The sequence below is a fragment of the Micromonospora sp. RV43 genome (assembly GCF_001029515.1).
GTDB lineage: Bacteria > Actinomycetota > Actinomycetes > Mycobacteriales > Micromonosporaceae > Micromonospora > Micromonospora aurantiaca.
The window spans coordinates 1-24525 of sequence record NZ_LEKG01000079.1 but is presented as its reverse complement, the minus strand read 5'-3'; the positions used below and the strand labels follow the sequence as shown (position 1 = coordinate 24525).

The window sequence follows — 24525 nt, the reverse complement described above, 5'->3', positions numbered from 1 at the left end:
ATAACACGTCGTTCGTCAAGTCGTAACAGTCGATGGACGACGGGCGCGTGACGCCGTGGGGCCATGTCAGCTTCTCGACCCAGCACTACCGCCGCCCTCAGCGCGGCCCGACAGTGCACACGGCTGGAGGGGTGGTGGGGGAGTTGGGACAGCCGGCGAACGAATCCGTCATGATCCGGGACTGGTTCAGCGTGCCGCGGGTGTCCGCCGAGGACCGGGCCGCGGTCTTCGGCGCACGCACCCAGGATCCACGGGTGGAGTTCGTCGCGCTGACGGTCAAGTACTGGATGGACGCACACGCCACGCGGTCGATGACCCGCGAGCGGGTGCTGGCCGCGATGACCGGCCGCATCACCCCGGACAACGTCTGGGACCTGGTCTCGATGCTCGCGAAGCTCCGGCTGGCCGAGGCGTTCTTCGACCTGACCGCCTCCGACGTCGACTCCGACGGCACGTTCCGTCGCTACCTGCTCGGCCTCGACCCCGCGCTGCTCGACGCGATGCGGCACTACGCGGCCTGGAACGGGATCAACCCGAAGCTGTTCCTGGACGGCTTCGCCGTCGGCGTCGGGGAGTCCGTCGCGACGGTGGTGGTCGACCTCGGCAAGCTCGTGCAGTTGATCGGCCGTCTCCAGCAGGAGCAGTTCATCACGCTCATCGTGCTCACAGTCGACCCGCGCGCCGGTGTGCAGCGCCTCGCCGACCAGGCCACAGTCGTACGCCAGGCGCTGGCCGGCATCGTCGCCGCGCTGGACCCGACGACGGTTCCGGAACGGCTGCTGGCGCTGTGGCGCGGCTGGGCCGCCCAGTTCGCCAGGCACCTGGACGACCTCGACCCGTTCGCCGCCGGCCGCCTGCTCGGCCGCGTCGCCGGCGACCTCTACCAGGTGCTCACCGGTCTGGTGCAGCTCGCCCGGCTGCTCGGCGGCGTCGCGGTGCGCGCCGCCGTCCGGTATGTACCGCTGCTGCTCGCGGGCGCCCGGGAGGCGCGCCTGCTGACCGCGCAGACGGCCGCGCTGCTGGTGGCGATCGGCCGGGCGGCGATCGTCGCCACGCCTCAGGTGGGCCTCGCGATGCTGCGGACGCTCTTCCCCCCGAAGGTGCTCGACGCGCTGTTCCGGCAGGGCCGGGCGCTGCTCGTCGACGCCGAACTCACACTGACCGTGTTCAACCAGGCGGCGCACGCCGAGGCGTTCGCCGGCGCCGGTGCGGGCACCCGGCTCGGCGCGCTGGTGAGCCTCGACGGCCGGCCCGTGCTGATGGCGAGCATGTCGGAGACGGTTTCGTCGGCCGGCCGCGCCGCGACCCGCGCCGAGCTGACCGAGGCGCTCGACGAGATCATCAAGCGGGTCGAGGACCTGCGCGAGCTGAAACCGCCGAAGACACCCCGGGACATCCGGGCCGCCGCCGTACGCGCCGCCATCGCCCGGCAACTGGAGCAGCGGCTGACCACCGCGTTCAACAGGGCACTCCAGACCGTCGCGTACGAGGAGTTCCGCGCGCTGCGCAAGGCCGGGCAGGCGCAACCGTGGCGGCTCGGCCAGCAGGTGCACCGGCGGATGGCGGCCGAGGTCACGCAGCTCGTCGGCCGGTCGCCCGGCCTGGAGCCGTTCGCGGAGAAGTCGCTGGCGACAGTGGTCGAGGCGGTCCGCGCGGCCCACCCTGAGCTGGCGCCCGCGCTGCGCGGCTCCGAGGCGGTGCTGCGCCAGACGGTCGCGCAGATGCTGCTCGGCCACCCGGACCGGGATCTGCTGCTGCGGCTCGTCGGGTTCACCGGCAACCCGGCCGCGACCGGCGCGGAGAAGGCGCTCGCCACCCACCTCGCCGAACGGTTCCGGTGGAAGGCGTCCACCACGGTCGGTGACCTCCGCTCCGACCTGCTGCTCGTCGACCCCGAGGCGGCCCGCGTCACGAACGTCGACTGGACGTCCTCGACGAAGCTGGAGCGCTTCGAGAAGACCTGGGGAACCGTCGCCGACGACCTCGGGGAGACGTTCGACGGTCGCTGGGAGGCGATCGCGGAGGCGTACCAGCGAGCCGCGAAGGGCGGCGTCCCGGCGGAGGTCGTCGCCGGCCTCGAAGAGCTGACCACGCACGCCGTACGCGAGACGGTCCTCCGTCAGGCCGCCCTCAGCCAGTTGTTCCCCGGATTCTTCGTCACCTCGCACGAGATGACGTACCGAGGGCTGCAATCCCTGTTCGAACTGCCGCTGTAGAGGAGCACCGATGGGCAGAGTCGTCGTCGCCGACGCCGATCCGGCGACGCTTGGTTTCAGCACCGCGCATTCCGACCGGTACGTCTACTCCAACTACTTCCTACCGGTCCGGCTCACCTTCGGCGGTGGCGAGACGCCCATCCTGCCGTTCTACGTCAAGCAGGCGCTGATCGAGGCGATCCGCTACGGCGGGCTCGACGGCGACCGGCTGCCGCACCTGCTCAAGGAACTCGGCCTCTACGACCTGTGGAAGGCCAACGAGATGGACGCCGCCACCGAGGCGCTGCCCGGCGCCGACTCGGGCATGTCGTACCGGGAGCCGCCGGCGCGACGCCAGACGCTCCTCGGCGACCAGCAGGCGGAGTTCCTCGCCGGCCTGCTCCAGTCCGACGTGGGCATCGCGTTCCTCGACCGCACCCGGATCCGGCCGGTGGGCTTCGCGCTCGGCGAGCACGTCTACGCGCTGGCGCTCGCCCCCGGCGAGGAGGCGGTGCTGGAGCAGCGCACCTACACCAAGCGCGAGCTGACCCTGGAGGAGCAGAACGAGTCGGAACAGCAGACCGACGTCGAGCTGACCAGCGCGCTCACCACCGAACTCCAGGAGGGCTTCGAGCGGCAGAAGTCGCTCACCGACACCTGGGGGCTCAACGCGAGCCACACCGGCCAGTACACCAGCCCGACCGGCGTCTGGGGCACCTTCAACGCCAGCCACACCATCGGCTTCGCCAGCAGCGTCACCGCGGCGAGCCAGGAGACGAGCCGCCGCGCCGTGAAGGACAGCCGGACCGCCACCTCGAAGGTCGCGGCGCGCTACCGCACCCAGCACAGGACCGATTTCAAGCTGGTCAGCGAGACCGGTACGGAGTCCTCCTCGAAGCGCACCGTCCGCAACCCGAACCGGGCCACGCCGATCACCCTGCACTACTTCAAGGTGCTGCAACGGCTGGAGCTGGCCCACGAGCGGTACGGGGCACGGGTCTGCTGGGCCCCCACGATCAAGGATCCGGCGTTCGCCTTCGCCCAGAAGATCATCGGCGGACGGCAGCGGATCCGCGACAACGCGGTCGCCGCGCTGCCCCCGGCGCCGGTGAAGCCGGAGCGCCCGCCGCGTGGCGCGCCCGCCGCGGTGGAGACGCGCGTCGTGTACTCCCCCGTGGTCACGCTCGACAAGTGGGGATTCACCGGCGACATGAGCGCCGACTACGACGTCGACGTCGCGTTCGACGCCGGCTGGGAGTGGGACGGCGACATCGACACGATCCGGCAGAACCTCACGCTGATCACCCGCCGTCCGCCGGACGCGATCGCCGCCCGGGTGGTGGGCGTGCCGGTGGTCACCGAGGCGGACGGCCGGCCCGTGCTGCGCGTACGCGTGCACGTCGGCGCCCGGAGCTGGCTGGCGGGTCCGGGTGCCGACGTGCAGCTCGCCGCCGGATTCCGGCGTACCCCGACGGTGGTGGACCAGACCGCCGACGACGCGGCGTACAACGCGCTCGTCGCGGGCTACCTGACCGATCTCCAGGAGTGGCAGGACCGGCGCGACGAGGCGCTGGCCGCGGCGGAGACGGCCGGGGACGAGTTCGAGGCGCGGCTGCGGGCCGGCTTCTCGCCGGTCAACGAGATGGTCTCGCAGATCGTGGAGACGCACTTCCCGGCCAGCGTGCGGGACGAGGCGTGGGAGATCGACTTCTGGCACCGCGTCTTCGACTGGGAGCGCGCGTCGTTCGTGGCGTACCCCGGCTGGTGGTCCGGCGGCGACGCCCGCGCCCCGGAGCGCGACCCCGGCGACTTCGTCAACGCGAGCTGGGCGAAGCTCTACCTGCCGGTACGGGCCGGCATGGAGCTGACCGCGCTGCGGTGGATCTTCGGCAAGGTGGTGGCGACCAGCCTGGCGCCCCAGGTGGAGCACGAGCTGGCGGCGTTCGTGGACGAGCTGACGACGTACCGGACCGGCCACCTCGGCACCGGCGACGAGATGCCCGAGCTGACCACCGAGTGCCAGGACGTGCCGGAGCGGGTGTACTGCCTGGCGAAGTGGACCGAGTTGATGCCCACCGACGGCACCCACCTGGAGGTGGTGCAGGGCGCCACGACAGCGGCCGACGCGGTGACCGCCAAGGAGATCAGCGACGCGGAGGCGCTGCGGGCCGCGCTGCTCGACGGCGAGGTGCAGACCAACCGGCTCCGGACCAAGGCGTACGACCAGATGACCGAACCGGCCGACGTCGACATCCGCCTCGGCACGCCGTCCGGGAGCGGCCCGGCCGTCTGAGCGCCGGAGACAGTGGTCGTCCACCTCGAGCACGCGTCGAGGTGGACGATTTCTGTAAAAGTATGGACTTTGGAATCATGTCGGATGGGCAAAAAGGGGCATAATATTGATCCCCCAGGTCGCTCCCTCGACGGCACAGCAGCCGCCGGTCGCGCAACCGTCCAAAATGCACTGCTTCCCACCGGTGGGTCGATAGCGCCCGGCTCACAGAGCCTTTATTTTGAGCCGTTGCTTGTTGTTCCCCGCCTGGCGTGTGCACGAACCTAAGGAAGACTCATGACAACCGCACCCTTGCGCCAGGATGAGCCCCCGGTCTCGCTGGGCAGGGTCCGCGCGGAGCCGCTCGACCGGCTCTCCGCCGCGGACATCTCCCCCATCGTGCGCCGGGTGATGGCGGCTCACCTCGATCAGACCCGGATCCCGGCGGCGAAGTTCTCGTCGTTCATCTGATCCGCGATGGCCCCGGGGCCCGCCCGCGCGGCGCTCACCGAGTTCGTCCTCAAGGTGCACGCCAGGTGTGACCTGGCGTGCGACCACTGCTACGTCTACGAACACGCCGACCAGAGCTGGCGGCGCCGCCCGGTACGGATGACGCCGGAGGTGCTCCGGACCGCGGCCGGGCGGATCGCCGAACACGCCGCGGCCCACGACCTGCCGGACGTCACGGTGATCCTGCACGGCGGGGAACCACTGCTGCTCGGCGCCGAGCGGCTCGGCGAGGTGCTCGCGGACCTCCGGCGGGTCATCGCCCCGGTCACCCGGCTCCGGCTCGGCATGCAGACCAACGGCGTACTGCTCTCCGAGCAGCTCTGCGACCTGCTCGCCGAACACGATGTCGCGGTCGGCGTCTCGCTCGACGGCGACCGTGCCGCCAACGACAGGCACCGGCGCTTCCGGTCCGGCGCCGGCAGCTACGACCAGGTGCTCCGCGCCCTCGGCCTGCTGCGCCGCCCGGCGTACCGGCGGATCTACTCGGGCCTGCTGTGCACTGTGGACGTGCGCAACGACCCGATCGCGGTGTACGAATCGCTGCTCGCCCAGGAGCCACCCCGGATCGACTTCCTGCTCCCGCACGCCACCTGGGACGACCCGCCGTGGCGGCCGGCCGGCGGCGGCACCGCGTACGCGGGCTGGCTGCGCGCCGTCTACGACCGCTGGCTGGCGGACGGCCGACCGGTCTCCGTCCGCCTCTTCGACTCGCTGCTGTCCACCGCCGCGGGCGGACCCAGCGGCACCGAGTGGCTCGGTCTCGACCCGGTCGACCTGGCGGTCGTCGAGACGGACGGCGAGTGGGAGCAGGCGGACTCGCTCAAGACCGCGTACGACGGCGCGCCGGCCACCGGCATGACCGTCTTCTCGCACGCGGCCGACGACGTGGCGGCCAGCCCGCTCCTGACCCGCCGCCGCTCCGGCCGGGCCGGGCTCAGCGACGAGTGCCGGCGGTGCCCGGTGGTCGACCAGTGCGGCGGCGGACTCTTCGCCCACCGGTACGGCGCCGGGCACTTCGATCATCCGAGTGTCTACTGCGCCGATCTGAAAGAGCTGATCGTGCACGTGAACGAGAACCCACCAGCACCCGTCCGGCTCGACGCCGGCCTGCCCGACGACTTCATCGACCGCCTCGCGGCACTGACCGGCGACCGGGTCGCCATCGGCCGGCTCGTGGAGGCACAGATCGCCATCGTCCGCGCGATGCTCGCCGAAGTGGCCGACCGCCTGCCGGCCGGCGGGGCCGGAGCCGACGGCTGGGAGGCGCTGACCGCCCTCGACCGCGGCGCGCCGGAGTCCGTCGCCCGGATCGCGGCCCACCCGTACGTGCGGGCGTGGGCTGTCGACTGCCTCGCCGGCAGCGGCACCGGCGCCCGGCAGGGGCCTGACTACCTGAGCGCGCTCGCCGTCGCCGCCGCGCTCGACGCCGGCACCCCGGTACGCCTCGACGTGCCGGTGCGGTCCGGCCGCCTGCACCTGCCGACAGTGGGCACCGTGCTGCTGCCCGAGGTGGGAGACGGCGCCGCACGGGTCGAGACCGGCCCGGGTTCGCTACGGGTGGCCGCCGGGGACGTGACAGTGGCGATCCGTCCCGGAACACCCGGGGACGCGCCCCGGTGGTGGCCGACCCGCGTACTCGCCGCGCCGGACGTGAGCGTCCTGCTGGAGGACGGCGACCCGCACCGCGACTGCCACCGGCTGCCCGCCGGTGACCGGCTCGACGACGCGGGCGCCGCGCGCTGGGCCGAGACGTTCGCGGCGGCGTGGCAGGTGATCCGGGACGAGGTGCCGGGCCACGCCGAGGAGTTGCGCGCCGGGCTGCGGGCCGTGGTGCCGCTGCGGCGCAGCGGCGCGGGTGTCAGCGAGGCGTCGACCGCGCGGCAGGCGTTCGGCGGTGTCGCGGCCACGGAGACCGACGCCGGATCGCTCGCGGTGCTGCTCGTGCACGAGTTCCAGCACAGCAAGATGAACGCGCTGCTGGACATCTGCGACCTGGTCGACGGCACGCGGCCGATCGACATCACAGTGGGCTGGCGGCCCGACCCGCGGCCCGCCGAGGCCGTCCTGCACGGCATCTACGCGCATGCGGCGGTGGCCGACATGTGGCGGATCCGGGCCGACCGTCAGGTCGACGGCGCGCAGGCGGTCTACCGCCGGTACCGCGACTGGACGGCCGAGGCGATCGGCGCGCTGCAACGGGCGGACGCGCTCACCCCGGCGGGCTCGCGGCTGGTCCGGCAGGTCGCGCGTTCGATGTCCGGGTGGCCGTCGTGACCGCCGTCCGGACCGCGTACCGGGCCGGTACGCTCGCCGCCGACCTGCGCGCGCTCGGGCTCGGCCCCGGTGACGTGGTGCTCGTGCACTGCTCCCTGCGCGCCCTCGGACCGGTGGACGGCGGGGCGGGCACCCTGGCTGCGGCGCTGCGGGCCGCCGTCGGTCCGTCCGGCACCGTCGTGGTCCCGGCGCAGACCCCTGACAACTCGGTGAGCAGCGCCGCGTACCGCGCCGCGACCGCCGGGCTGACCGACGAGGAACGCCTGGCGTACGAGGACCGGATGCCCGGCTTCGACCCGGCCGTCACGCCGTCGTTCGGGGTCGGCGCGTTCGCCGAGCACGTACGGCGGCTGCCCGGCGCGGTCCGCAGCCGGCACCCGCAGACGTCGTTCAGCGCGTGGGGGCCGCGGGCGGAGGAGCTGATGCGCGTCCACGACCTGGACTCCCACCTCGGGGAGCGGTCCCCGCTCGCCGCCCTGGAGGCGGCCGGCGCCCGGACGCTGCTGCTCGGTGTCGGCTATGCGACATGCACCGCGCTGCACCTCGCCGAGTACCGGTCACGCCGCCCGGCGCCTCGTCGTCCGTACCGCTGCTACGTGCTGCGCGACGGCCGCCGGGAACGGCTGGAATTCGAGGCTCCGCACCTGGATGCGGGCCCTTTTCCCGCGATCGGCGCGGAACTCGACCGGGCGGCGTTCACCCGGCACGGGACGGTAGGGGACGCACCGGCCCGGCTGCTGCCGATATCCGGTGCGGTACGCGTCGCGGTCGCCTGGATGGACGCCCACATCGGACGGTGAGCCTGGTAACCCGAGCGCAACCTCTCTACCCTGATCGATAGACGCCGTATCGTGTCGACTGGGGAGCAGCGCGTGATCATTACCGGTTGGGGGTCAGGCGCACTTCCCGTGGAACGGTCGTGTCGTCGTGACCTCTGAGCGGCCCGCGCTGCCGGGCCCGCCATATTTCTTCCTCAGCTACGTCCCCCCGCCGACACACAACGACCGCACCCCGGGCGACCACTGGGTCCGCCGCTTCTACCACGATCTCAACCTGGCGATCGACGGCCGGCCCGGCGACCGGTTACGCCGGCAGGGCTTCGCCGACTTCATGGTGCGGCCGCCGGAGGACCGGACCGAACGAAAACGCACCGCGCTGGCCGAGGCCGAGGTGTTCGTGCCGTTGTACTCGCCGGACTACCTCAACCGGGACGACTCGCGCCGGGAACGGGAGTGGTTCCGGCAACGGCTGATCCGGGCCGGCCGGCCGGCCGACGGCGACAACATCCTGCCGGTCCTGTGGATCCCGTCGCCCGCCGCGGTGCACGCGCCGGACCAGGCCCGGGCGGTGGCGATGGCCGCCGACGTGGATGCGTACGCGGCGAACGGCATGAGCGCGCTCTGCCGGCTCCAGAAGTTCCAGCACGCCTACAAGGAGGTGCTGGGCCGGCTCGCCCAGCACATCGTCGACACCGCCGAGCAGACGCCGCTGCAACCGGCCGAGCCGCCGACCGGCCCGACCGATCTGCCGTCGTCCCCGACCAGCGAGGTGCCGTTCCGGGCGGTGGTGATCGCGCCCGAGGAACCGGCCGACCCGGGACGGCTCAACGGGCGGTCCGACACGCACGCCGGCCGGTGGCGCCCGTTCCGCGACCGGCCGCCGGTGGTCGACGACGTGACCGACGCGGTGCAGCGGCTGCGGATGCCGATCGACGTCCGCGACTTCGTACCGGACGCCGGGCTGTTCCGGGGCTGCCCGGGCGTACTCATGATCGATCCTCGGGTGGTCGAGACGCCGGACGGTGCGGAGGCCGTCCGCGCGGCCGTCGCCTCGCTGCACCGCTGGGTGGGCGTCGTGGTGATCATCGAGGACTCGGCACCCGGTCGCCGCTCCCACGCGGCGGTGCTGCTCGACCGGGCCGTCGAGATCTTCCCGGCCGCGGCACGCCCACTGGCGATCACCACTTACGACGACTGGCGGGCCGGGATCCACGGCCTGGTCGACCGGATGCGCCGCCGCTACCTGGAGGCGAGACCGGCCTACCCGCCGCCGGGACGGCCGATCAGCAAACCCCGGCTCTGGGAGAACCCGCCGCCCGACGAGGGAGTGGACACATGACCCGACGCGAGGGACAGGTCGTCACCTTCTACTCCTACAAGGGCGGCACCGGCCGGACGATGGCGCTGGCGAACGTCGCCTGGATCCTCGCCGCCAACGGCAAGCGGGTGCTCGCAGTCGACTGGGACCTGGAGTCCCCCGGCCTGTCGCGCTTCTTCGCGCCGTTCATCGACCGGGACGCCCTGGAGAGCACCGGCGGGGTGATCGACCTGATCCGGGAGTACGAGTGGGCGACCACCACCAAGCAGGACAAGGGCGACGACCGCTGGCACGAGCAGTACGCCCGCGTGCACAAGTACTCGTTCTCGCTGAACTGGTCCAACTTCCCCGGTGACGGGACGCTGGACTTCCTCGGCGCGGGCCAGCAGAACAACGACTACGCCGGCGCGCTCGCCGGGATGAACTGGGACGAGTTCTACGAGCGGCAGGGCGGCGGCTACTTCTTCGACGCGCTGCGCGCCGACATGAAGCGCAACTACGACTACGTGCTGATCGACAGCCGCACCGGTTTCTCCGACGTGGCCGACATCTGCACCATCCAGCTGCCGGACGTGCTGGTCACCTGCTTCACCCTCAGCGAGCAGGGCATCACCGGCGCGGCCAAGGTGGCGCGGCTGGTCGAGCACCGCTACGGGTCGCGGCGGATCCGGGTGCTGCCCGTGCCGATGCGGATCGACCCGGCGGAGAAGGTCAAGGCGGACACCGGGCGGGCGGTGGCGCGGCAGCGCTTCAGCGGTCTGCCGAGCGGGATGAGCGAGGCCGACCGGGACCGGTACTGGGCCCGGATGCAGGTGCCCTACCAGGCGTTCTACGCGTACGAGGAACTGCTCGCCACGTTCGCCGACCAGCCCGGCGTCAACGGGTCGCTGCTGTCCGCGTACGAGGTGCTGGCCCGGGAGATCACCCGGGGCGAGGTGGAGTCGCTGCCGCCGATGAGCAGCGCGGTACGCGAACGGGTCAACGCCCGGTTCACCCGCACCTCCAACTCGGTGGAGAACGAGATCCTGCTCCGGCACGCCCCGTACGACCGGGTGTGGGCGGAGTGGATCGGTCACCTGCTGGTCTCGGCCGACGTCCGGGTGACCGACCCGTGGTTCGCCGAGGACGAGACGCCCCGGACCGCCCGGGAGCTGATCATCGTCTCCGAGGCGAACGCCACCGAGGAGGCGGTGCTCGCCGCGCCGGACCGCTCGCCCGACCAGGCGCCGCTCGTCGTCTACGTGGCCGACGTGCGGCGCCTGGCGAACGTGCCCGCGGCGCACACCGTCTCGGTCGCCGGGCTGGAGGCGCGGACCGCCGCCGCGCGGATCCTGCGCCTGGTCGGCCGCGAGGGCGTGCCGGCCGACCTGGAACTGCCGACCGGTCCCCGGTTCCCCGGCCGGGACAACACGGTGTTCGAGGTGCCGGGCCGCAACAAGCGCTTCACCGGCCGGGAGGCGGACCTGCGCGAGCTGCGGACGCTGCTGCGCAGCAGCCCGAAGGTGGTGCTCTCCGGCACCGGGCCGGTGGCGTTGCAGGGCATGGGCGGCATCGGCAAGAGCCAGCTCGCGCTGGAGTACGCCCACCGCTACCGTGCCGCGTACGACATGGTGTGGTGGATCGACGCCGACCAGGTGCCGTTCATCGAGTCGGCCATCGGTGACCTGGCGCCCTACCTGGGCGTACCGTCGTCGGACTCGAACCGGGAGAACGCCCGGCTGGTGCTCCAGGCGCTGCGCCGCACCGACCTCCGCTGGCTGCTGATCATGGACAACGCGGACGAGGTCGAGGGCGTCCTGCCGTACGTGCCGGACGGCAAGGGCCACGTCCTGATCACGTCCCGGAACCTGCAGTGGGTCGAGCGGGCCACCACCGTTCAGGTCGACGTGTTCAAGCGCGCGGAGAGCATCCAGCACCTCACCGAGCGGGTGCCGACCATGCGCGTCGACCAGGCCGACCGGATCGCCGCCCTGCTCGGCGACCTGCCGATCGCTGTCACCGCCGCCGCGGCCTGGCTCGCCGACACCGGCCACTCGGTCGACAGCTACCTCAACGAGATCGCCAGGTTCGGACCGGGCGCGGTGATGGAGCCGAACAGCAACGTCTCCGTGGAGGCCACCTGGGAGCTGTCGCTCAACCACCTGCGGACCCGCAACCCGGCCGCCTACCGGGTGCTGCAACTCTGCTCGGTGTTCGCGCCCGAGATCTCCGCCGACCTGGTCTACAGCGACGAGTTCGCCGAGGCGCTGGTGCCGTTCCACCCGCAGGCGAAGGAGCGGCTGGTCCGCCAGCAACTGGTGCAGCAGGCCAACCGGCTCGCGCTGGTCCGCGTCGACCTGCGGGCCGAGAACCCGTCCGGCGGCGAGCGGGGCCGGGGCGGCCTGGTGCTCATGCACCGCCTGCTCCAGCACGCCGTCCGGTCCCGGATGACGGAGGCGCAACTCGACGAGGCGCGCCAGCAGGTCCACCTCGTGCTCGCCGCGGCCCGGCCCGAGGGCGAGGTCGACGACCCCGACGGCTGGCCCCGGTTCCGGGTCATCTGGCCGCACCTGGAGGCGTCGAAGGCGCCGCTGAGCCGCAAGGTGGAGGTGCGGGCGCTGATGATCGACCGGGTCCGCTACCTCCAGTTGCGCGGCGACCTGGAGACCGGCCGGCGGCTCGGGCAGGAGGTCGCGCAGACCTGGGAGCAGATGCTCGCTGAGGAGGACGACGCGCGGGCGCGCGACGACCTGCGCCGGCAGTTGCTGCACCTCCAGTTCAACCTCGCCAACATCCTCGCCTTCCTCGGGCAGTTCACCGAGTCGCGGGCGCTGGACGAGGAGGTGCTCGCCGCCCAGCGGGACCTGCTCGGCGAGGACCACCCGCACACGCTGATGACCGCCGGCGGGCTCGCCCGCGACCTGCGCGGCATGGGCATGTACAACGAGGCGCTGCGCCTGGACGAGATCACGTTCAACGCGTGGAAGCGGAACTTCACCGAGGAGCACCCGCGTACCCTCGCCGCGCTCAACAACCTCGCCAGCACCCAGCGCCTGATGGGCGACTTCCGGGAGGCCCGCAAGAACGACGAGATGGTGCTGGCCGGGCGCCGCGCGATCCTCGGGGAGAACCACCCGGACACGCTCGCCTCCTCCGCGTACGTCGGCATCGACATGCGCGACGCGGGCGACTTCGAGCAGTCGGTCACCCGCCTGCGCAGCGTCCACCGAGATCTGCTGCACACGGCCGGGCCCGAACACCTCATCACCCTGCGGACGCAGACGAACCTGGCGGTGTCGCTGCGCGCGGCCGGGCACGCGGTCGAGGCGGGCAAGCTCCTCGAAGCCGCGTACGAGCTGCTGAACGAGCGGTTCGGGCCGGACAACCCGGAGACGCTGACCTGCCGGCTGAGCCTGTCGATCAACCTGCTCACGGTCGACCTGTTCCAGCGCGCCAGCCGGGAACTCACCGAGGTGCACCGCATCTACCAGCGCAACCTCGGCCCGGCGCACCCGCTGACCCTGGTCTGCATGGTCAACCTCGCCATGGTGGCCCGCCGCGCCGGAGACTTCGCCGAGGCGCGGCAGCTCGCCGGCCGGTCCGCCGACGCGCTCGCCGGCGTGCTGGGCAGCGGGCACCCGTACCCGCTCTCCGGCTGGATGAACCAGGGCATCTGCATCGCCGAACAGCCCGACCCGCCGGAAGGCCGGGAGGCGGCGGACCTGGAGGCGCTGAGCCTGCTGCGGCGCGCCCACGACGGCCTGGTCCGGACCCTCGGCCGCGACCACACGAACACGTTGCGCTGCCGGGCGAACCTGGTGGTGATGCAGGAGCGGGTGGAGAGCGGCCGGCGGGCGGAACTGGAGGCGGTCACCCGCGAGCTGACCTACCGGCTGGGCGAGAACCACCCGGCGGTCGAGGCCGTCCGGGAGAGCCGGTTGCAGCGGCGCATCATCGACCCGCATCCGATCTGACAGCGGTCCGCTCCACCGGGTCGGCCAGCCACGCGAGGATCTCCGGCAGCACCTCCACCGCGCCGAAGTGCGCGCTGCGCGGCTGCACGTGCAACTGCGCGCCGGGGATCTGCTCGGCCAGCCAGCGGGTGTGGCTGGCCGGGGCGAAGTTGTCGTCGGCGCCGTGCCACAGCCGGACCGGCATCCGGATGTCCGCCAGCGTGATCCCCCAGTCGGCGCGTAACGCCAGCACGTCGTCGATCCAGCCGTGCGGCCCCTGGCGCAGCGCCTCGGCGTAGGCGTCGGTGAGCTGCCGGCGGATCGGCACGCCGGCCACCACCCGGCGGTCGGCCTCGGTCATCTGCTCGACCAGCAGCGCCAGCAGCGAGCCCGGGTCGTCCATGGTCCGCTCGGCCCGCAGCCGCAACTGCTCGGCGAGCACCGGCACGTCGTGCTCGGCGGCGCCGTAGTCCCGGACGTTGGCGTCGGTCATGCCGCCGAACCAGTCCAGCCCGGCCGCGCCGGCCGGGGCGAGACCGACCAGGACGGCGGTCCGCCGTACCCGGTCCGGCAGCAGCGCGGCGCAGGCCAGGGCGTGCGGGCCGCCGCCGGAGCGCCCCACCACCGAGAAGCCGTCCAGGCCCAGGTCGTCGGCGATGGCCGCGACGTCCGCCGCGGCGTCCGCGACGCGGCGGCCGGGCAGCCGGCTGGAGCCGCCGTAACCCGGCCGGTCGTACGAGATCAGCCGTACGCCGAGCCGGTGCAGCACGATGGACCGTGGTCGTGGGCCGTTGCGGCTGCCGGGTGTGCCGTGCATCAGGAACACGGGCCAGCCGCGTTCCGCCCCGGCGATGTCGACCGCCAGGTTCCTCCTTCCCGTCCGGACGATGTGCTCTCGGTGCCTGGGCGAGTGTGCCAATCGGGGCCTCCGGACGGGTGGTGGCGGTACGGGTGGCGTGGTCAGACCGCCCCGGCGGCCGGGATCTGGCCGGTCCGCCCGGTGTGATCGGACTGGTCGGATGCTGCGAGGACGCGCAGCGTGTCGAGGGCTGATGCCAGCGAGACCTCGGCCGGCACCCGGTCGTAGGCCCGCAGGTAGTCCAGGAGCAGCCGGCACAGGCTCGCCTCGTCGAGGAACTCGTCCGGCAGCCGGTGCGCGAGCAGGGCGTGCATCGTCTTCGGCGGGATCTTCGGCCAGGCCAGTTCGGCGTACTCGCTCAACGCCATCAGCAGCCACAGCGCGGTGCGGTTGTCGACCCGGGCGGCGGCGAACTGCTCGGCCATCTCGGCCGACACCACGCCGTCCTCCAGCGGCAGCTCCGCGAGCCGGTCCTCGATGTCGGCGAGCACCCGGCGGACCCGGGGCACGTACCGCTGCGGCAGCCGGTGGAGCCCGTGCCGCAGGATGAGCGCGTGCAGCACCGCGTGGTCGTCGGTCGTGCCGAGCGAGTCGACCAGCTCCGGGAACTCGTCGATCAGGTACGGGCACGAGATGATCAGTTCGGGCGGCGCGGTCGGCGAGTCGGGCAGCCGGCTCAACGCCACCCGGGTCAGCCCGCACACCACCTCGCGGGGCAACTGCGCGCCGTCCTCGGCGAGGCATTCCAGCAGGACAGTGGCGCTCGTGCTGGACACCGCCTCCGGTGACTCGACGGCGCGCGCCCACAGGCGCCGGTAGCTGCGCTCGTCGTACAGGATGAGCTGGTGCAGGGACGGCACCGGCCAGCGGCGGGTGGCCAGCGACACCAGGTCGGCGTGGAACCGGCCGGCCTCGAAGCTGTCCGGCTGCTGGCCGCGCCACGTCCGCGCGCCCGCCCGCAACTGGCCGTAGGTGGTGATGTCGCCGAGCAGCCGCGCCTCCTCGGCCGCCACGTTCACCGTCTCGCCCCGGCCTTCGCGCCGCCGCTCGGCGATGATCCGGCCGTCGGCGTCCCGGCCGAGCCAGCTGATCATCGCGAGCTGGCCCTTCTCGTCCAGTCCCGCCCGCCACAGCCGGACTGTCGACACCCAGGTCGCCTCGTCCATCAGGTCGGTGTGGCGTACGCCGTCCGGCGACACCAGCGCGGCGAGCGCGACCAGGTTCGCGGTGTACGCGGCGAGCAGCCGCACCGGGTCGTACGGCGCGGGCCGGTAGCCGTCCACGCCGGCCAGGTTGGTCCGCTGCCGGGCCTCGGCCAGCAGGCCGGCGATGGTCTCCACGATCCCGTCCAGCTCCTCCGGATGGCGGGAGGCGAGCTCCCGGGCGAAGCCCACCACCGCCTCGCGCTTCACCAGCGGCTGGTGGGAGAGCAGCGCCCGGAACTGGCCGGTGTCCAGCTGGTAGCCGAAGCCGGCCGGGCTGCGGGTGTGCCGGCGCAGCACGGCCAGGCTCCGCAGCGCCCCGATGACGTACTCGGCGATCAGGAAGTCGCCGATCGTGGTGTGCAGGAACTCGTACGTGCGCCGGGCGTCCTCGCCCTGCACGTCGTCCGGGCCGTACACCACGAAGAACGCGGCGGTGACCAGTTGTTCCGGGCCGAGCACGTCGCCGAGTTCGAAGCGCGAGCCGTCTCCGGGCCCGGAGCCGAAGCAGTCCAGGTCGAGACGGAGCGCGGCCCGGTTCACCAGTTCCCGGTTGCGGTTGAACATGGCGAACGCGGTGATCGCCAGGTCGCGCCGGAGCTGGTGTTCGCGGGCCTCCCGCTCGTGGTTCGCGAGGGCGGTCGGCGCCTTCTCGCTCACCTGCCGCCTGATGAACGCGGTGAGCAGGCCGGTGAACAGGTCGGACCGGGAGATGGCGGCGCCGGGACGGCGGTCGGCCCAGTGCTCGTTGTAGTAGATCGCCAGCAGCGTGAGCAGCAACGGCTGACGGGCCAGCTCGCCGTGGGACAGCAGCTCCCGGGCGGACAGCCGGCGGTAGCCGGGCCGGTCCTCGTTCGCCGCGTTCACGGCGGTCAGCCAGGCCGTCACCTGGGCGTCGGTCAGATCCTCCAGCCGGACCAGCACTGTGCCCTGCGGCACGCTGGCGCGGTCCATCACCAGGATCCGCGACGTGATGATCGGGATGACCGAGTAGCCCAGATCCCACTGGGTCTCCTGGAACTCGGCCACCCGGTCGATGTACTGGGAGTGGGCCGTGCCGGTGACCTGGACGAGTTCGTCGAACCCGTCGAAGATCACCACGACGGTGGTGTGCTGGGTGGCCCGGCGCAGGTCCGCCCAGCGGATGCGCTCGTCCATCACCTGCTCGATCGCGGCCTCGATCTGCTCGGTCGGCGACGTGTCCCCGGACATCCGGCGCAGCGGCACCACTATCGCGGTGAACCGGCTCGCCGGCAGCCGGGCCGCGATCACCCGGGTCAGCAGCGTCTTGCCGGCGCCCGGCTGGCCGAGGAGCAACAGCGGACGGTGCAGGCTCGCCGGGTCGGTCAGATACTCGGAGAGGAACCCGACGAGGTCACCCCGGCGCGGCTGGTCCTCCCACCAGTGCTCCCGCTCCGGTGACGTGTGCTTGCCGTACTCGGCGGCCCGGAAGTCGGGGCTGATGAACCCGCTGTCCACGTTCGGCAGCCGCAGGTGGAAGTCGACGTCCTTGATCCGCAGCAGCGGCTGCCGGAACACCGCCGCCAGCGACCCGGTGAGCCGGTCGAGCGACTCGCGGAGCAGGTCGGGCCGGTCGGCGGCCACCGGACCGGACAGCTCGTCCAGGTTGCGGTAGAGCTGCGCCAGCGCGTCCAGCCGGGCCGAGACCTCGGTGGTGAGCTTCCGGTTGTCGATCAGGTTGTGCTCGATCGCCTGCCGGATCATCCGGAACCCGAACTCGGGGAGGTCCGCGGCGAGCCGGTCGAAGCGGTCCTCGTAGTGCCACATGGCCCGGCCCACCACGCGGGAGCGCATCGACGTGAGGTCGAGCCCGCGCCGCACCGACGGCCAGGCGGCGAGACCCTCGCAGAAGGCGATGGTGGCGTCGTAGAGCTTGACGTACGCGGCCTCGACGTCCCGCCGGGTGTCGTCCATGCCGTGCACGGAGGAGGGCAGCGGGAAGTAGCCGCCGTCGATCTCCTGCGGAAGCGTGTGGTGCCGCCGCTCGGCCGGCACCATGCCGACCTTCTCCTCGTCGGTCAGTTCCAGCCTGTCGAAACCCGGCCCGACCTCGTCGCGGAAACCGTCGAAGAACGCGGAGAGGGCCAGCACGGTATGGCTGGCCTCCAGCAGCTCGTAATACGATTTACCGCCGGTTGCCCGGATGCGCCCGGCCTGGTTTCCGGTGGCGTCCCGGACGAGCTGCATGAGCGCGTTCTTCGGGCCGAGCAGCGCGAGCGCCGTACCGTGGGAGAGGGCCCCAGCGCCCAGGATCCCCGCGCTGACGACCTTGTCGGTCTCGGTGATGCGCGCGCTGCCCGGGGCCAGCAGTCGTAACGCATCTCGATAGCTGAGGCTCGAACGGCGCGGCATGCCGCCCCTTCCGCTGCTGGCGATCGGATTCTTCAAGGATAGAAACTTCAGTGACGGAAAGCTATCGATTCCTCACCGGGCGGCGGCTTTGCGACGACTTTTCCATTCATTCATCTCATTCATCCGGTAAATGCGGCCAAGGCGCCCCGGCCGCTATGGTCGATGGGTGGACAACACACGGGTACGGCAGGCGTACGGCGCGATCGCGCCGCTCTACATCGAACTGTTCGGCACCACCGGCCACGTCCACGCGGACGACCTCGCCCTCATCGGCCGCCACCTGACCGTCCGGACCGGCCCGGTGCTCGACCTCGGATGCGGACCGGGCCACCTCACCGACCACCTCCGTTCGCTGGGCGTCGACGCCACCGGGATCGACATGGTTCCCGAGTTCGTCGCGCACGCGCGGGCGACGCATCCGGACTGCGCATACCGGCTCGGGTCACTGGACGACCTCGCCGTCCCCGACCACTCCGTCGCCGGCATCCTCGCCTGGTACTCACTGATCCACCTCCCGCCACCGGACCTCGACGGCGTGCTGGCGGAGTTCCGCCGCGCGATCGTGCCGGGTGGACCGCTCGTGGCCGGCATCTTCGTCGGTGACGAGGTGGGTGCCTTCGAGCACAAGGTCGCCACCGCGTACCGCTGGCCGGTGGACGAGTTCTCCGCGCGGCTGCGGCAGGCGGGGTTCGCGGAGGTCGAGCGTCTGACGCGCCTGGACGACGCCCACCGCCCGCACGCCGCCGTCGCGGCCGTGGCTTCCGGGGCCTGAGCGCGCACCATCGTCACCAGGCCGCAACCGAACGCGGATCGCGGGGTGACACGGCACTGTCACCGTCGGAGCATGGCCGCACGAAGGGGTACGAGGACACGCCGGGCCGTCGCGGCACCGGCCGCCGCCCTGATCGTGCTGGCCGGACTGACCTCCTGTACGCCGGAGGTGAAGGGCGTCACCGGCCTCACAGTGGACGCCCACGGCCGGCCGCACGCGGCGCTCGCCTGGTGCGCGGACCGGCCGCCCGACCTCGTGGTGCTCACCTCCGTGGCGGAGTCCGCCTCGCCCGGTGCGCCCACACCGGAGCGGCCGTACTGGCCGAGGCGGAAGTACGACGTGCCTCGCGACGCCGCAGCGCCTGCCCTCGTACCCCTTGAGGGTTTCCCGCCCGGGCCGGTGGCCGACGGGCAGGCGGCGTTCCGGGTCTCCGGCGCCACCCACGACAACAGCTTCCGCACCGAGGGCGTGGACTTCCGGATCGCCGAACTGGCCGAGCTGCGGCCGGGTTCGGTCCTGGTCACCGACTTCGACGACAGCGGGGAGGTGCTGCGAACGGTCCCGCTCGACGAGTTCACCGAAATGGGCGAGAAAGCGTGCTGACCGCTGTGTCAGGATCGGCGTTCGGAGTTCGACGGCCGGAAGGACACCATGCCCGCGTACGCCATCGCTCACCTCCAGGACGCCGCCCCTCACCCGGACATCGCCGAATACATCGAGCGGCTCCCCGGCACCCTCGCCCCGCACGGCGGCCGCTTCCTCGTGCACGCCACGCCGCACGAGGTGAAGGAGGGCAACTGGCCCGGAGCCGTCGTGATGCTCGGCTTCCCGGGCATCGCAGAGGCGCGGGCGTGGTGGGACTCGCCCGCCTACCAGGAGATCGCGCCGCTGCGCTCGCGGCACATCGAGGGCGACATCATCCTGGTCGAGGGCGTCCCCGACGACTACTCCCCGACCGGCATCGTGCAGGCGATCCGGGCGGCGGCCTCCTGAGCCGGCCTGGCCGGCGCGCCCGCGACCTGGGGATCGTCGTCGGGTCGCTGCCCACCGGGCCGCACAACGCGATCACCGATGTCCCCGGCGTCCTGGTGGGTCACACCACCGTCGACGACGGCGCCGACCTGCACACCGGCGTGACAGCGATCGTGCCGAGCGGGCTCGGCCCCGGACGGTGGATGCTGCCCGCGGCGGTGTACACCGGCAACGGCCACGGAAAGCTCGTCGGCTCGACCCAGGTGGACGAGCTCGGCGTACTGGAGTCTCCGGTCGTGCTGACCGCCACGCTGTCGGTGTTCCGGGCGGCGGACGCGCTGCTCGGGCACCTGATGGAGCGCCGGCCGGACGGGCTGTCGTTCAACCCGCTGGTCGGTGAGACCAACGACGGGCACCTGTCGGACATCCGCCGCCGCCCGATCACCGAGGAACACGTCCTGGCGGCCGTCGCGGGGGCGACCGACGGGCTTCCCGCCGAGGGCTGTGTCGGGGCCGGCGCGGGCACCACCGCCCTGGGCTACAAGGCAGGCATCGGCACCTCGTCCCGCACGATCCGGACCGACGGCGGCACGCGGACGGTCGGCGCGCTGGTCCAGTCCAACTTCGGCGGCGTCCTCACCGCACTCGGCGTGCCGCTACCGGTCGACGAGCTGGTCCCGGCCGCCGACCGGACCGAACCACCGGGCAACTCGTGCATGATCGTGGTGGCGACCGACGTACCGCTGGACGCGCGCCAGCTCCGGCGGCTCGCCCGCCGGGCGGTGTTCGCGATGGCCCGGGTGGGTGCGTCCTTCAGCACCACGAGCGGCGACTACGCGATCGCGTTCACCACGTCGGACCAGCCGCCGATCCCGGACGGCGCGATCGATCCGGTCTTCGCCGCCGTGCTGGACGCGGTGGAGGAGGCGCTGCTCAACTCGCTGTTCACCGCCGTTACCACCACCGGTGTGGGCGGTCGTACGAGTCACGCGGTTCCCCACCGGGCCGTCGTCGAGCGGCTGGCGGCGGCGGGACGGCTCACGGCCCGGCCGTACGCCTGATCCACTGCGCCCCTCGCCGTCGGCCGTTCGGCGAGGGGCCGAGTCCGATCATCCGCCGCATCGATGCCGGTATTCCGGCAGCTGCCCACCACTTCGTCGCTTATCGCGCCGGTAAGGGCTGGTCTGTCGGCTCAGCGACACTCCCGTGCGGACACATCGCTCCACACTGCCCGCTGTGACCGAAATCCCTCCCCCGAACCCGTGGCACGGGCAGGGCCCGCCGCCTCCACCGCCCCATCAGCCCGGCATGCCGTTCGCGCCACCGCCACGGCCGTCGTGGTGGAGCCGCCAGCCCGCGGCGATCAAGCTGCTCCTCGTCAGCGGCGTCGCGGTCCTCACCTGCTGCGGCGGGCTGCTCGGCATCGGCATCGCCGCCGGCCCCGCCACCGAACCGGACAAGGCACCGGAGAAGGCTGTCGCCCAGGAGGTGCCGACCGTGGCGGCGCCCACCACCACGGTCCCCGCGCCCGAGGTCAGCACCGTGTCGCCCGAGCCGTCGCCGTCACCCACCACGGCCGCGCCGACCACCGCGAAGCCCGCGTCGAAGCCGACCCCGCGCAAGACCACGAAGCCCGCCGTCTACTACAAGAACTGCGATGCCGTACGCGCAGCCGGCAAGGCGCCGCTGCTGCGCGGCCAGCCGGGGTACCGGACCGGACTGGATCGCGACCTCGACGGCGAGGCCTGTGAGCCGGGTGGCGGCAACGGCGACTCCGGCGGCGGAAGCACCGGCGGCGGCAGTTCGGGCGGCGGCAACGACCCGCGCTTCGGCACCTGCAAGGAGGCGAACGCGAACGGGTACGGCCCGTACAGGCAGGGCAAGGATCCCGAGTACTACTGGTACATCGACCGGGACAACGACGGCACTGTCTGCGAGTGACACGCGACGCCGGGGCGGACCGTGCGGTGCCGCCCCGGTGGTCACTCCAACTCGTCGTCGAACGCCCGTCGGGCGTGCTCGATCTGCGCCATGTGGGCGTCGGCCCATTCGAGCAGCACGTCGACCGGCGCACGCAGCGTCTTGCCCAGCGGGGTGATCCGATACTCGACAGCGACCGGGCGCGTCGCCACGACGTGCCGTTCCACGATGCCGTTGCGTTCCAGTCGTCGCAGGGTCGCCGTCAGAGACTTCTGCGTCACCGCCGGGATCGCGCGGCGCAACTCGTTGAAGCGGCACGGACGCTCGCACAGCTCGTTCAGGACGCTCAGCGACCACTTGTCCAGCACCTGATCGAGCAGCTCGCGGTGCGGTGCGTCGATGCGCAGCTCGGCGGCACCGGGGGTGGCGGTATCGCTCATGAAACCAGGTCTCCTTGAAGTGTCCCCCGTCAACTAGGTATCAATGGTAAACCTCAGTTGCCCAGTGGAGGAGCCCACATGTCAGTCACCCGTCTCAGCCCTGCCGGTCTTCAGCCGCACACGCCGTACCACCACGTGGCAGTCGCCACCGGGTCGCGCCACATCCACGTCAGCGGCCAGGTCGCACGACTGGACGACGGCTCACCCGTCGCCACCGGAGACCTGGCCGGTCAGGTCGCGCAGGTACTGCGCAACACCGGCCGCGCCCTCGCCGGCGCAGACTCGTCGTTCGAGGACGTGGTCCGGCTGACCTTCTACGTCACCGACTGGACGCCCGAGAAGATCGGGCCGTTCATGGCCGGGGTCGAGTCGGTCGCCGAGGAGCTCGGGCTCCCGCAGCCGCTTCCGCCGGCGTCGCTGATCGGCGTCGATCACCTCTTCGAGCCCGACGTGCTGGTGGAGTTGGAGGCGACAGCGATCGCGCAGTAAGCATGCTCTTGCTCAGGGCCCGGCGATAGTCTGCCGATCAGGAACCGATGCCCCCGCCAAAGGGTCAGCAGCAATGGCAGGCATGCCGGAGCGATCAAGGCCGTGAGCGGCGTTTACGCTGGCCACGGCCTTGATGGCGAACACGCACGAAGAGCTCCGTCCCAAACCCTGATCCACAGCCTCGGCGAGCCGCCCGCATCGCGCGTCCGGCCAGGGCTCTCCGCCTGCTGCCGTCCTCGCTGGCCCCCTGGTTGCGGCGCACAGAAACGTCAGGGCGCTTCCTTAACATCGAACGCGTGTTCGACGACGAATCGCACGCGCTCAACGGCATCATCCAGCGCCTCGTGCTCCCAGATGCGCACTACCCGCCAGCCCGCACCAGCGAGGGCGTGGTCCGCCATGCGATCCCGTTCGACGTTCCGCCGCAGCTTGGGGCTCCAGTACCACTCGTTCCGCGTGGGCTCCCGCCCGTGTTGTGGACATACGTGCCAAAAGCAGCCATCGACAAAGACAGCGACCTTGCGCTTCGTGAACACGATGTCGGGCCGGACACGAACGCCTCCGGGGAGGTCTAGCCGGTGATCCTTCCGATAGCGGTAGCCCAGCCGGTGGAGGTGGCTGCGGAGGGCGACCTCCGGCTTGGTGTTAGCCCGCCGGTTTGCCCGCATGTTACGCGAGCGCCCCTCGTTCAGCGCTTCCGGCTGCCTCTGCTGTTCAGGGGAGGCTGGCTGGGGATGGGGGCCCCGGTCACCGTCCGAAACGTTTCCAACCATCACACCATCCGAAGCTCAGCGCGGCGCGTAAGGCAAGATACCCGCATGACGCCGCGCGGCGGACAGGGAGGACCATCATGAGCACGTTTCCCGTGGTCGAGATCTGCGCGGGCGCAGGAGGACAGGCCCTCGGCCTTGAGATGGCAGGGTTCGATCATGCCCTCGCCGTGGAGCTTGACAGCAACGCGTGCAATACCCTGCGAGCGAATCGATCAACCTGGAAGATCGCCGAGGGAGACGTCGCGGACCCAGCCGTATGGCGGCCCGCTGATTACCGGGGTGAGGTCGCGCTCCTCGCGGGCGGCGTCCCTTGCCCGCCGTTCTCGATCGCAGGCAAGCAGCTCGGCGCGAACGACGAGCGAGACCTCTTCGCATGGGCCGTTGAGCAGGCCGCCGTTGTCCAACCGCGGGCGCTGCTGCTGGAGAACGTGCGTGGCCTCAGCATGCCTCGCTTCGCCGGGTACCGGCAGCACGTCCTGGACCGCCTCGCACAGTTCGGCTACATCGCCGAGTGGCGGCTACTGCAGGCCTCGGATTTTGGTGTTCCTCAGCTGCGGCCACGGTTCATCCTTGTAGCCCTGAAGCCCGACGATGCCCCGTTCTTCAAATGGCCAGAGCCAGTCGGAGCTCCACCGACCGTCGGTAGATCTCTGGTCGATCTCATGGGGGCTAATGGCTGGGGTGGAGCCGACGCCTGGGCCGGTAAGGCGAACAAGATTGCACCGACCATCGTCGGCGGCTCGAAGAAGCATGGCGGTGCAGACTTGGGGCCGACGCGAGCCAAACGGGCTTGGGCGGAGATGGGTGTCGACGCGCTCGGCCTCGCTGACGCCCCGCCATCTCCCGATGACCGATTCCAGATCGGGCCAAAGCTAACTTGCGAAATGGTTGCCCGGATCCAAGGCTGGTCTGACGGCTACCCGTGGGAGTTCACTGGACGCAAGACCTCCCGGTATCGTCAGATCGGCAACGCGTTCCCCCCTCCGGTGGCACATGCCGTGGGAGACGCGATTATGCGGGCCTTCCGACGCGAAGGCACGGCCCGCAAACTAGAGAGCACGGAACACGACCCCATTTACAAGGCGCTGCGCTCGTCCGACGACTTCATCTCACAGGAACGCCTGATGAAACTGGCCGGCTTGGCGGACCCAGCCGAGCTTGAGCGTCGCATCAGTCTTCTAAGCCGGGATTTCGAGGTTAAAATCGAAAACTCAGGCGCGAAGACTGTTTACCGATTGGGCAACTTCAAGGCCTTCGTCGGTCAGGAGGATCACGATCGGCATGACCTCTTCCTGAAGCACCGCGCCCACATCAGCTAAGAGCGTGTTTGAGAAGGTCTGTTGTGGACGGCGTGGTGGCATGACTTCCACCGGCGAGACGGGCAGGGTGGCGCGGTGTCTGCACGCCGTGGCTACCCCTCCGACCTGACCGATGCCCAGTGGGCG

General features: G+C 71.5%; 18 protein-coding genes. 14 read left to right on the top strand and 4 right to left on the bottom strand.

What is annotated here, in order from left to right:
• Positions 1–170 precede the first annotated feature (170 nt).
• From ABD52_RS19600 to fxsT, 7 genes are all read left to right on the top strand, one after another.
• On the top strand, positions 171–2216 hold the full coding sequence (locus tag ABD52_RS19600) for a hypothetical protein (RefSeq protein ID WP_235437504.1): 2046 nt from the start codon (positions 171–173) through the stop codon (positions 2214–2216).
• A 10-nt stretch (positions 2217–2226) separates the two neighbouring features.
• Positions 2227–4488, top strand: coding sequence for a hypothetical protein (locus ABD52_RS19595; protein WP_047892750.1), 2262 nt, complete (start codon positions 2227–2229; stop codon positions 4486–4488).
• A gap of 276 nt (positions 4489–4764) precedes the next feature.
• A complete protein-coding gene (locus ABD52_RS40245) occupies positions 4765–4938 on the top strand; it encodes a hypothetical protein (RefSeq protein WP_013289092.1) in 174 nt (57 codons plus the stop codon).
• A 6-nt stretch (positions 4939–4944) separates the two neighbouring features.
• Positions 4945–7251: an FxsB family cyclophane-forming radical SAM/SPASM peptide maturase gene (locus ABD52_RS19590; protein ID WP_047892749.1), complete on the top strand. Its 2307-nt coding sequence runs from the start codon at positions 4945–4947 to the stop codon at positions 7249–7251.
• A complete protein-coding gene (locus tag ABD52_RS19585; RefSeq protein ID WP_047892759.1) occupies positions 7248–8051 on the top strand; it encodes an aminoglycoside N(3)-acetyltransferase in 804 nt (267 codons plus the stop codon). Before ABD52_RS19590 ends, ABD52_RS19585 begins: the two co-directional genes overlap by 4 nt.
• Positions 8052–8178: 127 nt before the next feature.
• A complete protein-coding gene (locus ABD52_RS19580; RefSeq protein WP_047892748.1) occupies positions 8179–9369 on the top strand; it encodes a TIR-like protein FxsC in 1191 nt (396 codons plus the stop codon).
• On the top strand, positions 9366–13301 hold the full coding sequence (gene fxsT, locus ABD52_RS19575) for an FxSxx-COOH system tetratricopeptide repeat protein (RefSeq protein ID WP_013477426.1): 3936 nt from the start codon (positions 9366–9368) through the stop codon (positions 13299–13301). The genes ABD52_RS19580 and fxsT overlap by 4 nt, the downstream gene beginning before the upstream one ends.
• On the opposite strand, the gene ABD52_RS19570 is transcribed toward fxsT, so the two are convergent.
• Positions 13279–14199, bottom strand: coding sequence for an alpha/beta fold hydrolase (locus ABD52_RS19570; protein ID WP_013477427.1), 921 nt, complete (start codon positions 14197–14199; stop codon positions 13279–13281). The genes fxsT and ABD52_RS19570 overlap by 23 nt on opposite strands.
• A 41-nt stretch (positions 14200–14240) precedes the next feature.
• The gene (locus ABD52_RS19565) at positions 14241–17714 is read right to left on the bottom strand and encodes an NACHT domain-containing NTPase (protein WP_047892747.1); all 3474 of its coding nucleotides are present in this window, start codon (positions 17712–17714) and stop codon (positions 14241–14243) included.
• 130 nt (positions 17715–17844) lie between these two features.
• On the opposite strand from ABD52_RS19565, the gene ABD52_RS19560 reads away from it, so the two are divergent.
• From ABD52_RS19560 to ABD52_RS19540, 5 genes are all read left to right on the top strand, one after another.
• Positions 17845–18486 carry a class I SAM-dependent methyltransferase gene (locus ABD52_RS19560; RefSeq protein WP_047892746.1) on the top strand — a complete coding sequence of 214 codons (642 nt, stop codon included), beginning with the start codon at positions 17845–17847 and terminating at the stop codon, positions 18484–18486.
• Positions 18487–18558: 72 nt separating this feature from the next.
• Positions 18559–19089 (top strand): hypothetical protein, encoded by a 531-nt coding sequence (locus ABD52_RS19555; RefSeq protein WP_013289100.1) that lies wholly within the window; start codon positions 18559–18561, stop codon positions 19087–19089.
• A gap of 48 nt (positions 19090–19137) precedes the next feature.
• Entirely contained in the window at positions 19138–19479 is a 342-nt protein-coding gene (locus ABD52_RS19550) for a DUF1330 domain-containing protein (protein ID WP_013289101.1), read from the top strand.
• On the top strand, positions 19476–20519 hold the full coding sequence (locus ABD52_RS19545; RefSeq protein WP_304413821.1) for a P1 family peptidase: 1044 nt from the start codon (positions 19476–19478) through the stop codon (positions 20517–20519). The genes ABD52_RS19550 and ABD52_RS19545 overlap by 4 nt, the downstream gene beginning before the upstream one ends.
• A gap of 175 nt (positions 20520–20694) precedes the next feature.
• A complete protein-coding gene (locus ABD52_RS19540) occupies positions 20695–21399 on the top strand; it encodes an excalibur calcium-binding domain-containing protein (protein WP_235437503.1) in 705 nt (234 codons plus the stop codon).
• Positions 21400–21440: 41 nt separating this feature from the next.
• Here the strand turns inward: ABD52_RS19540 and ABD52_RS19535 are convergent, their stop codons facing one another.
• Positions 21441–21818, bottom strand: a complete 378-nt coding sequence (locus ABD52_RS19535; protein ID WP_047892743.1) for a helix-turn-helix domain-containing protein — start codon at positions 21816–21818, stop codon at positions 21441–21443.
• Between the two features lie 78 nt (positions 21819–21896).
• Between ABD52_RS19535 and ABD52_RS19530 the strand changes: the two genes are divergently transcribed.
• Complete coding sequence (locus ABD52_RS19530; RefSeq protein ID WP_013289105.1) at positions 21897–22307, top strand: RidA family protein; 411 nt, start codon at positions 21897–21899, stop codon at positions 22305–22307.
• Between the two features lie 269 nt (positions 22308–22576).
• Here ABD52_RS19530 and ABD52_RS19525 read toward each other — a convergent pair whose 3' ends face one another.
• Positions 22577–22975, bottom strand: coding sequence for a very short patch repair endonuclease (locus ABD52_RS19525; RefSeq protein ID WP_235437505.1), 399 nt, complete (start codon positions 22973–22975; stop codon positions 22577–22579).
• Positions 22976–23157: 182 nt separating this feature from the next.
• On the opposite strand from ABD52_RS19525, the gene ABD52_RS19520 reads away from it, so the two are divergent.
• Positions 23158–24399: a DNA cytosine methyltransferase gene (locus ABD52_RS19520; protein WP_047892741.1), complete on the top strand. Its 1242-nt coding sequence runs from the start codon at positions 23158–23160 to the stop codon at positions 24397–24399.
• Positions 24400–24525: the final 126 nt, after the last annotated feature.

Coding starts and splice junctions, on each gene's coding strand:
- ABD52_RS19600 (WP_235437504.1), top strand. CDS start 171: ATGATCCGGGACTGGTTCAGCGTGCCGCGGGTGTCCGCCGAGGACCGG.
- ABD52_RS19595 (WP_047892750.1), top strand. CDS start 2,227: ATGGGCAGAGTCGTCGTCGCCGACGCCGATCCGGCGACGCTTGGTTTC.
- ABD52_RS40245 (WP_013289092.1), top strand. CDS start 4,765: ATGACAACCGCACCCTTGCGCCAGGATGAGCCCCCGGTCTCGCTGGGC.
- ABD52_RS19590 (WP_047892749.1), top strand. CDS start 4,945: ATGGCCCCGGGGCCCGCCCGCGCGGCGCTCACCGAGTTCGTCCTCAAG.
- fxsT (WP_013477426.1), top strand. CDS start 9,366: ATGACCCGACGCGAGGGACAGGTCGTCACCTTCTACTCCTACAAGGGC.
- ABD52_RS19565 (WP_047892747.1), bottom strand. CDS start 17,714: ATGCCGCGCCGTTCGAGCCTCAGCTATCGAGATGCGTTACGACTGCTG.
- ABD52_RS19560 (WP_047892746.1), top strand. CDS start 17,845: ATGCGGCCAAGGCGCCCCGGCCGCTATGGTCGATGGGTGGACAACACA.
- ABD52_RS19555 (WP_013289100.1), top strand. CDS start 18,559: ATGGCCGCACGAAGGGGTACGAGGACACGCCGGGCCGTCGCGGCACCG.
- ABD52_RS19550 (WP_013289101.1), top strand. CDS start 19,138: ATGCCCGCGTACGCCATCGCTCACCTCCAGGACGCCGCCCCTCACCCG.
- ABD52_RS19535 (WP_047892743.1), bottom strand. CDS start 21,818: ATGAGCGATACCGCCACCCCCGGTGCCGCCGAGCTGCGCATCGACGCA.
- ABD52_RS19530 (WP_013289105.1), top strand. CDS start 21,897: ATGTCAGTCACCCGTCTCAGCCCTGCCGGTCTTCAGCCGCACACGCCG.
- ABD52_RS19525 (WP_235437505.1), bottom strand. CDS start 22,975: ATGCGGGCAAACCGGCGGGCTAACACCAAGCCGGAGGTCGCCCTCCGC.
- ABD52_RS19520 (WP_047892741.1), top strand. CDS start 23,158: ATGAGCACGTTTCCCGTGGTCGAGATCTGCGCGGGCGCAGGAGGACAG.